Annotated in this window: 9 protein-coding genes; 1 reads left to right on the top strand and 8 read right to left on the bottom strand. The window is 47.9% G+C overall.

Translation table 11 applies throughout. From position 1 onward, the window contains the following. The 8 genes from L693_RS0118630 to L693_RS0118590 all read right to left on the bottom strand — a co-directional run. A partial coding sequence (locus L693_RS0118630; protein ID WP_025718981.1) for a fibronectin type III domain-containing protein occupies nucleotides 1-1,575 on the bottom strand: 1,575 nt, incomplete at its 3' end. Nucleotides 1,576-2,314: 739 nt separating this feature from the next. Beyond that, on the bottom strand, nucleotides 2,315-2,596 hold the full coding sequence (locus L693_RS0118620; RefSeq protein ID WP_025718980.1) for a hypothetical protein: 282 nt from the start codon (nucleotides 2,594-2,596) through the stop codon (nucleotides 2,315-2,317). Nucleotides 2,597-2,704: 108 nt separating this feature from the next. Beyond that, on the bottom strand, nucleotides 2,705-2,947 hold the full coding sequence (locus L693_RS0118615; protein WP_025718978.1) for a hypothetical protein: 243 nt from the start codon (nucleotides 2,945-2,947) through the stop codon (nucleotides 2,705-2,707). A 37-nt stretch (nucleotides 2,948-2,984) separates the two neighbouring features. Further along, entirely contained in the window at nucleotides 2,985-3,902 is a 918-nt protein-coding gene (locus tag L693_RS0118610; RefSeq protein ID WP_197030001.1) for an inositol monophosphatase family protein, read from the bottom strand. Nucleotides 3,903-4,024: 122 nt separating this feature from the next. Then, nucleotides 4,025-5,026 (bottom strand): UV DNA damage repair endonuclease UvsE, encoded by a 1,002-nt coding sequence (gene uvsE / locus L693_RS0118605; RefSeq protein ID WP_025718976.1) that lies wholly within the window; start codon nucleotides 5,024-5,026, stop codon nucleotides 4,025-4,027. 141 nt (nucleotides 5,027-5,167) lie between these two features. Next, nucleotides 5,168-5,491, bottom strand: a complete 324-nt coding sequence (locus L693_RS0118600; protein WP_025718974.1) for a hypothetical protein — start codon at nucleotides 5,489-5,491, stop codon at nucleotides 5,168-5,170. A gap of 64 nt (nucleotides 5,492-5,555) precedes the next feature. Continuing rightward, nucleotides 5,556-6,644, bottom strand: coding sequence for a D-alanine--D-alanine ligase (locus L693_RS0118595; protein WP_025718972.1), 1,089 nt, complete (start codon nucleotides 6,642-6,644; stop codon nucleotides 5,556-5,558). A 72-nt stretch (nucleotides 6,645-6,716) separates the two neighbouring features. Further along, nucleotides 6,717-7,712 (bottom strand): amidase domain-containing protein, encoded by a 996-nt coding sequence (locus tag L693_RS0118590; protein ID WP_025718971.1) that lies wholly within the window; start codon nucleotides 7,710-7,712, stop codon nucleotides 6,717-6,719. A 418-nt stretch (nucleotides 7,713-8,130) separates the two neighbouring features. Here L693_RS0118590 and L693_RS28285 point away from each other — a divergent pair. Further along, nucleotides 8,131-8,827 (top strand): aconitase family protein (locus tag L693_RS28285; RefSeq protein ID WP_269320856.1); only part of this gene is annotated, 697 nt, incomplete at its 3' end.

Raw genomic sequence — 8,827 nt, 5'->3', positions numbered from 1 at the left:
AGTCGCTGGAGTCGCCGGGGCTGGAGTGGTCGGCGTTGGATCAGTCGGCGTTGGATCGGCTGGCGTTGGATCGGCTGGCGTCGGATCAGCTGTCTTTACTTGCACCGATGCCGGACTGCTTTCTCCAGTTCCATTCTTGGCTACCAATGTGTACGTGTAGGTCGTGGACTCCTTCAAGCCTGTATCCGTATAGGTCAGGTCGCTTCCCGTGTACACCACTTGTCCATCTCTTTGCAACTCGTAACTTTGTGCGTAGTCCACCGCATCCCAGCTAAGCTTAATGCTCGTTGCAGTGGCTGTGCCTGTTAGATTCGTCGGAGTCGCTGGCGCTGAAGTAGTCGGTGTCGGATCAGTTGGCGTCGGATCGGCTGTCTTTACTTGCACCGATGCAGGACTGCTTTCTCCGGTTCCGTTCTTGGCTACCAATGTGTACGTGTAGGTCGTTGCTGCCGTCAACCCTGTACTATCGGTAAATTTGGATTCGCTTCCGCTGTAGATACTAACACCGTCACGCTGCAACTCATAAGTCGTAGCCCCAGCAACATCATCCCAATCCAGCGTAATAGACGAGTTTGTAGCGGTGGTTACGATGTTTGCCAGAGTTGGCAATACCGATTTATTCGTTTTGTCTATTATTTTAGCCTCATTGGTCTCCCCGTTACTATTCCGGGCAATAAGCGTGTACGTATAATCGGTAAATGGAGACAACCCTGTATCTGTAAAAGTAGAATCCGCTCCTTGGTAAATGATTGAATTATTTCGCTTAAGTACATAGGTTTCTGCATTTGCAATTTTATCCCAGGTTAGTACCATTTTCTGATCTGTTTTTTCTGTTATCTGCAAGTTAAAGAGCGGAGCAGCAAAACCTGTAGCAACTCCATTATTTCTCTTGGTAACATCATAAACAATTCCCGTTGTCAACGAATCTGGGTTCCATGCCCCAATTAAACCAGCTTCATCTCCACTGAGAGATCGGTTCATATCAGACTGAATATCTTCAGCAGTCCGGGCATAGTTCCAGATACGCACTTCCGCTAACTTACCCGCGAATTTATACTTTGAGTCGTGCCCCCATCCGGATATGACGGCCATTGGAGTAACCGATTTAGATTCAGTCTGTTGCGTGAGAAATAAACTAATGGATTGTTTCTCTCCGTTGATGTAAAGCTCATTTGTATCAGCCGTTGGAACACCATTCGTAAAGACTGCTGCTACATGAACCCATTTGTTCTTCAACTCAGCAGAAGGAATTCCTAAGACACTTCCATCAGCTTGATTAAATCCAAAGTATCCATTGGCAAAATAAAGATTATAGATGTACCAACCAAACGGCTTGACAAAATTCGTCCCATTCCAATACGTCCAGAACTCTACGGTAGTCTTGGCTCCCGGTGTCGTATTAACAGGAAGATTGATTATTTTGATTGTGTCATCTGACCCATCAGTAGTAATGAAGTTTATAGGTTCCACAGCATTTGCAGCACGTACCAAACTTGTTGGAATAAAAATAGGCAGTATGATCCCCAAAAGCATAATTAAGGCTAAAAAAGCGTTTGTTATTTTATTGCATTTCATATTTTCCTTCCCCTGTTCCGTCTAGCATTTTCTGCAAAAACAACTCGTCGTTTATCATAAAAGTTGATGGTCGCTTGCAGTCAAGCATGTTTCAATCCCCTGACGTTTCAGTTCCCCGATGAGAGGGGATGAGAGGGGGAAACGGTCCCGCCGAAACCATAAGACCGTTTTTTATGTTGCATATTTTAAACAAATAAAAGAATTGTTTTGCATCCAACTCTTTCAAAAAGATAAAGCCCTCCATCACCCTTTCGTATCTCAACCTAGAGAAGCATTATCGAACTGCCAAAAACCCTGATAGATTGAAACAATTTCACACAGAAATTCCCTCTCTCTTCCCGTTTTGCAAATATTAATTTCAGATATTCCTTCTGAACGCAAAATTCGACAAAATAATCTCTTTATCATTATCGGATAAGAAATCTTTTATTTTAATGATGAAATTACCTTTTTATTTCGTCCTATCGTATCCACATAATATCCTCTACACCAGAATTGATTTTTCCGCCTTTGATATTGGTGCAGTTGGCAGACCGGCTCTCATCTCATTAGGTTCAAAGGATGACTACTCATGTCTAATGCTTTCCGGAACCCCCAGCTTTTCAAATACAAAAAAGAAGCTGGCTCGAAAGCCAACTTCTTTAGATGATCATTTCTTCTTTGTGTTCGTGTAAATGGTTCCGCTGTTAGATACCACGCCTGCCTTGTTTCTTGCAGTAATAGAAATCTTTATCCCAGGTTAGTACCATTTTTTGGTCTCTTTTTCTGTGATCTTTAAGCTTAAGGGGGAAAGAGTAGCTTCAAAACCTGCAACAACTCCATTATTTCTCTTGGTAGCATCATAAACAATTCCCGTTGTCAACAAATCTGGGTTCCATGCCCCAATTAAACCAGCTTCATCTCTACTGAGAGATCGGTTCATACCAGACTGAATATCTCCAGCAGTCCTGGGATAATTCCAGATACGCACCTCCGCTAACTTACCCGCGAATTTATAGCTTAGTATGATGGATTCCAGCATTTTTGTAAGCGCTCTTCAAATAGGTCATCCGTGAATGTCGCCTCCTTCGCTTATAACATACAAAATACCCCATGCCTTGGTCATTCGGCAAGAGGTATTTGTGTTTGCTTAGCTTCGGTCGGAGGGTTTCGATTGTTTCGTCTTTCTCATATATTCATCGTATCGGTCGTCCAGTTCGCGTGCCATACTGCGGTATTTGCGGGTCTCCTCGACAATGGGATCAATATGCGTTTGAATCCGCACCTCATATTTAGGACTGAGCCGCTCCCGTTTTTTGGCCTCATTCTCACGAATTTCGCCTTCTGTCAGCAATTCACTAAGCTCGCGCTCCAAATCTTCGGATTGGCCCATCATCCTTCCTCCTTCAACGATAAGCGATATAGGTGTATTATAACCCGGTTGCATCTGCTTCTTTCAGCACTTGAATAAGTTGGGAATGAATAGCTGTATTCGTAGCTGCAATATGTCGCACGCTCAAATCATAAGGTCTGCCCAGCGTATCTGTGATCATTCCGCCCGATTCCTGTACCAGCAAAGCTCCCGCTGCTACATCCCAGGCATTCAAACCGATTTCGCAATAGGCTGACAGCCGTCCCGACGCCACATAAGCCAGATGCAGGGCTGCCGATCCGAGCGCCCGAATGCCACGTACCTGCGGCGTAAGAACCTGCGCAATTTTCATATTCAGCGGTTGTGCAAACGCACGATCTGGTGGGAAGCCAATGCATACCAGACTATCTCCCAGTGTTTCCTCTCTCGATGCCTGCATCCGATTGCCATGTACATAGGCGCCCTTTCCTTTTTCCGCCACAAACATCTCATCACGGGACGGATCATAAATGACGCCGACAATCACCTCTCCACGGTGGGCCAAGGCAATAGACACGCTGTAGAATGGCAGACTGTGCACAAAATTAGTGGTGCCGTCTACCGGATCAATAATCCATAAATATTCCTCTTCACGGGCAGCCTCTAATGCGCGAGCTGAAGCTTCAGCTCCTGGCTCCACGCCCTCTTCACCCAAAATGGCATGATCGGGAAAATGGGTAAGAATCAGCCTGCGGATCATCTGCTCCGCACCTTTATCCACCTCGGTCACCAGATCCGCAGGAGAGTGCTTGGTGTTCAATTGTTCAACCGTTCCTAGTCTGCTCTTAATCCATTCTCCGGCTTTGGATGCCGCGTTAATAGCGACGGCGGTATAGCTTTTTCTTGATACGATATAGGGAACCTTTTCGTTTTCATGTTCGTTCAACGTGTTCACTCTACTTTCTATATCATTGTTACGTGGTTTACGAGCTGCCATACAGCACAGTCTCTTAACCATCTCTGTTAAAATACAACCTTGCTAGTTTACACAATCTAGTATACACAATATATTCCATAAAGTTTCTCTATTTGGGAGGATTATCCGCATAATCCTACTCATTAAGGCGTAATTTCCACGGATGCTCCATTCAGTACTTTAATCCCGTCACCCTCCTGAAGGCGCAATTGATCCATCAATCCAAACAACGCTTCATCCTTACGCTTGGCTTCAAGCATGACGTCTATCCGATCCGTATATCCGGCAATATGGCGCAAAAAGGTAAGCAACGGCTCAACCTCAACACCGTCCGCATGACTTCGGGGATCTTTTTCGCTTTTGGGACTGGATGCATGGACTTTGGGCGGCAATGGGTGATCAGGAAAAGCCCCCGTTTGGGCCCATCCCCCTTTCCAGGTAGACAAAATGTCGGGCCATAGCTCCCAGGGCTTCTCGCCCTCGTTATTCACCCATTGATGATGAATGTCGAGAACCATCGGCAGCCCTGTCAGCTTGCAGGCTTCCAGCGTTTCCACAGCATTGAAGGTCTTATCATCGTTTTCCAATGTCAACCGCTCTTTTAACGAAACCTCCAACGCACCGACCTGCTCTACAAAACGCTGACCCGAGGTCACCTTATCTCCGTATGCCCCACCGATATGAATGTTGTTCTTGGCATTTGCACCGAGTCCCATCGCCTCCAGCATTGCTTTATGATATTGAAGATCGTTAATCGAGCTTTGCAGCACTTCGGGACGAGGGGTACTCAGCACCGTAAAATGATCCGGGTGAAATGACACTCTCATTCCATTCGCCTTGGCATAGTTCCCCACCTCTGCAAAATCAGGTGCAAGCGCCTGAAATGGGTCCCAATCCCGCAAATCCTGATGGGTTGCCAGCGGAATCAGCTTGGATGAGAACCGATAGACCTCAATATCATTCGCCCTATTATGACGCAGCAGCCTCAAGGTATTATGAAGATTTTCGGCTGCAATCCGCTCCAGCTTACGGATCGCGGCCTCCCGGTCTTCAATCTTGTTAAAGCTGGCCAGCGTCATAGTTTTAGAGGGTGATGCATTTTGTACGTTGACCGACATGGCTACATAGCCGAACCTTACTATCATAGGATGTCCTTCCTTTCAGCAGATCTCAGTACAGGCAAAGCCGTTTTTGATTAGTGGCCTAAAGCCTTTTTCTACTGATCATACCCGGAAAAGCACCTGCTGATTCGGTGTCGCCACACATATTACAATAAGAACACAGCTTTAGGATTGCTGCTGCGCTCCAAAAAACATTTCATCCGCCAAGGCGGTCTGAATTCTCGATTCCTCTTCATTCAGCTTGCGAATAAGGATCATTTCAACCTCGGTTACTTCGTCACCCTGAAAATTGATTTCAGCGATACAGCCCACAATCTGCACGATGGCTACTGCCACGTTGGCCACGCTGTAAGCGATGACCTTCTGGCCTGTCGGAAATACGCGCAGACCGGATTTAACCATTTTACCGCGTCCGTATTCCAGCAGTTCGTACAATTCCTGTTCGCTCTTGAACTTACACACTGAGTTAAATTCGGTTTGAAAGCCCATGTTTAGCCCCACCTTTCCTTACATATGAACAAAAAGGAGAGTGCTCAGCTCCCCTTGGTTCGTTTTATGAGTTCTCGTAGTGAAGTGCCGACCTGCGTTCATAACGCTCCAGTGCGAGTGCAATCATGCGGTCCAGCAGACTCTGATAGGATACTCCGGTTTCTCTCCACAGCAATGGATACATGCTGAACGGTGTAAAGCCCGGCATGGTGTTCACTTCATTGATCAAAATATGTCCATCCGAGCGTCTGACGAAGAAATCGGCACGGGAAATCCCGCAGCCTTCCAGCGCGCGGAATGCTTGTAATGCGGCCTCACGAATACGATCTGCCACTTCCTCGTCCAACGGTGCCGGAATAAGCATTTCCGATTGGCCGTCTGTATATTTGGCAGCATAATCGTAGTAATCGCTGGACGATACAATTTCACCTGGTACGGAAGCAATCGGCTCGTCGTTGCCAAGCACGCTGACCTCAATCTCACGGGCATCCACGTACTCCTCCACAATCACCTTCAGATCAAATTGCAAAGCCAGTTCTACAGATTTCTCCAGCTCTTCCCGGTTATTGGCTTTGGAAATACCAACACTTGACCCCAGATTCGCCGGTTTGACAAAGCACGGGTAGCCAAGCTCAGTTTCAATGCTGCGTACCAGATCATGGCTGGTTTGTGCCCACTGTGTACTATTAAAATAACAGTATTTCACCTGCGGCAAGCCTGCATGCTCAAACAGCTTCTTCATGACGCCTTTGTCCATCCCTGCGGCAGAAGCCAGCACTCCTGCGCCGACATAAGGCATATCCGCCATTTCGAACAGGCCCTGAATCGTTCCATCCTCGCCAAAGGTGCCGTGCAGCAATGGAAACAGCACATCCAACGTCTGCTCTCCGTACAGCTTGCCGAACAGTGTATCTAAGGCCGCTTTGGTTCCCCCCTCAACACGTTCCAACTTCAATTGCTCCAATGAAGCCAAAGGTGAGCTTAGCAGCGGCCCTCTGCGCCAATCGCCAGCCTTTGTAATATAAAAAGGAATAATCTCGTATTTCTCATAATCAAACGCATTCATTACCGCATACGCCGTTTGCAGCGAAACCTCATGTTCACCTGATTTGCCACCGTACACCAGCCCTACGGTTAATTTTTGTTTTCCCATGCTATCCTCCGCTTTCCTGCTTACGTCATTGTGCCTGATTTGCATCACTGTACCTGTTATTCATCATCTCTTTTAAAAATAGTCGGCGATATGATAAAAGCGGTATACCGTGCTATCCGTCCACGCATACGAATTTTTGTAGTCCCAATAACGATGTCTGGAGCTTACCGTATGCGCATTGACAAGCGGCATGCCGCCCGCATCAAAGGCCGTTACGATCGTGCTGTGCTGAAAGGTTCCGTCACCGTCCCAATCGTAAAAAATGACGTCTCCCAGCGTAAGCTGCTCCGGACGGCTCACCTGTTCAGCGGTCAAGCCCCATGAGCTGGAGTCCAAATACCGCTCCAGACTGTTGGAAACCGCCCAACTGTAGCTCCACAACTCACGTCCGGCGACCCTCCCTTTGTACCACCAGCCCGATTCTCTTTTACCAGTATAGTGGATCGGTGCGCCCCCTGCAAAGAGGCATTGCGAGATATAATTGGTGCAATCCACATCAAAACCTTCAAACTCCGGGTTGAAGCTATCCCACCACTGATCCGCATAGGCCGCCGCTTCTTCGCGGCGATATCGACTGGGGCGTGCCGATGAGCCAAAGCCCAGCACACCGCGATTCAGCAGCGGCAGATTCCCTCCTTGGTTAAATGGCGCCTCTTCAAAAGGAACCTCTCCCCCCGCAGGCTTCCTTTCTGCCGGATCACGCTCGATTCTCGTCACCTGCCAGGCCTCTCCCTCGCGCGTGAACGTCAATCGCTCCCGTTCAATGCGATCCTCCCGGTGGGTCATCCCGCCCTTCTCATAAAAGAGCCGGACATGCAGTTGTACGTCTATTACGGCCTCATCTGGAGTATCCTGCACAATCCGCAACGGCTTGGCGCGTGTCTCGCTGCGCAGGGGAACAGCATCCCGTTCGTTATACCACTGCTCCAATCTGGCCGCCCGCGCCGCTCGTTCCATCCGCTGGCCCACCTCCAGATATTCATCCGGCTGTGGTACCCCATTCACCTCACTGCGATTGTATTGATTCACGTAAGCAAAAAGAGCCTGTTTCCATTCCCGCTCCCCCATCCCAATCCCTCCATATTCGTCCTGCCACCCTTTTCCGCGGATAGCCGGGATGATATATAACTGCCTTCTTCCCTCTCTGCCCTGATATGCTCTCTATCTATAAGTATGAATCTCTAAAGCTTGGTATGAACATCGAAACACCAGGAAGCCGAACGTTTTATTTTCCAATCTGCGCCGCATAATTTAGGTCAAAAAAACTTTACGGAACCGCCTGAAAACGGTATACTTAATCCAAAAGCAATCATTTTGAAATCAAGTTTCATCTAATGAAACGATTTTCATTCATCTCAACCTTTAACACGCAATGAATCACTGAAGATGAAATTGAGAACGCAACCAATTTAAACCAACCATGCAAGACATCGAAAAAACGACATTCCTATTCACCCCAAGCATTCACTTCAAGGAGGTAATACCTATGTCAGGAAAAGATCAATTCTCCATTGCCCGCAGTCTCGAAGTCAACGGCAAGCCTTATCGCTATTACAGTCTCAAGGCATTGGAGGAACAAGGAAAAAGCGGTGTTGCCAAGCTGCCTTTCTCCATTAAAGTGCTGCTGGAAGCCGCGGTTCGCCAATTTGACGGACGCGCGATTACAGAGGAGCATGTACAGCAGCTGACAGGCTGGGCTGAGGATCGTGACACCAACAAGGAAATTCCATTCATCCCGGCACGCATCGTGCTTCAGGATTTTACGGGTGTTCCGGTAGTTGTCGATTTGGCAGCCATGCGTGATACCGTGAAAAAAGCGGGCGGTGATCCAAAACAAATCAACCCGCTCGTCCCGGTGGATCTCGTCATCGACCACTCGGTTATGGTTGATGCTTTTGGTACCAGAGACGCGCTGGACTACAATATTAATGTAGAATTTGAGCGTAACGAGGAGCGGTACCGTTTTCTGCGCTGGGCGCAAACGGCATTCAACAACTTCCGCGCTGTACCGCCATCCACAGGGATTGTCCATCAGGTCAATCTGGAGTATCTCGCATCCGTAGCCGCCACCAAATCCATTGACGGCGAAACGGTCGTTTTCCCGGATTCCCTCGTGGGAACAGACTCCCATACCACGATGATTAACGGACTTGGCGTTGTAGGCTGGGGCGTCGGCGGTATCG

It is taken from the genome of Paenibacillus sp. 1-18, assembly GCF_000520755.1.
GTDB lineage: Bacteria > Bacillota > Bacilli > Paenibacillales > Paenibacillaceae > Paenibacillus > Paenibacillus brasilensis.
This window is presented reverse-complemented; position numbering and strand designations above follow the sequence as displayed.